General features: G+C 68.3%; 1 protein-coding gene. It reads left to right on the top strand.

The genetic code is table 11. From position 1 onward, the window contains the following. The coding region (locus tag AC5RWT_RS37915) for a CarD family transcriptional regulator (protein ID WP_494084696.1) at window positions 1–716 on the top strand (716 nt) is incomplete at both ends.

Raw genomic sequence — 716 nt, 5'->3', positions numbered from 1 at the left:
ACCGAAGGTCCCGGCCCCGCCTCGCGCATGGCCGAACTCTTCCACGACGCACAGATCCCGGCCACGCGGGTGGAATCGCTGGAGAACGAGCCGCAGCCGGGAATCATCGAAATCACCACGGCCAGCACCGGCAAGGGGTTCGTCTTCGACGGGCTGAAGCTCGGCCTGCTGACCGAAGCCGACCTGCTGGGCCGGGCCTCCGCACGCTCCACCCGGGACATGCGGAAGATGCCGTCGCGGCGGCGCAACGCCGTGGATCCGCTGCAGCTGACCGAGGGCGACTACGTGGTGCACGAGCAGCACGGCGTGGGCAGGTTCATTGAACTGGTGCAGCGCTCCACCGGCGCCGGACCCACCAAGGCCATGCGCGAGTACTTGGTGCTGGAATACGCCGCGTCCAAACGCGGCGCACCCGGGGACCGGCTGTTTGTGCCGACGGACCAGTTGGACCAGGTCACCCGGTACGTGGGTGGCGAGACCCCGGTCCTGTCCAAGATGGGCGGCTCCGATTGGGCGAAGACCAAGAGCCAGGCCCGCAAGGCGGTCAAGGAGATCGCCGGCGAGCTGATCCGGCTGTATTCGGCCCGGATGGCGTCCCGCGGGCACGCCTTCGGACCGGACACCCCGTGGCAGCGGGAGCTGGAAGAAGCGTTCCCGTACATCGAGACCCCGGACCAGCTGACCACCATCAACGAGGTCAAGGCGGACATGGAGCG

It is taken from the genome of Arthrobacter sp. Dra40, assembly GCF_059091905.1.
This window is presented reverse-complemented; position numbering and strand designations above follow the sequence as displayed.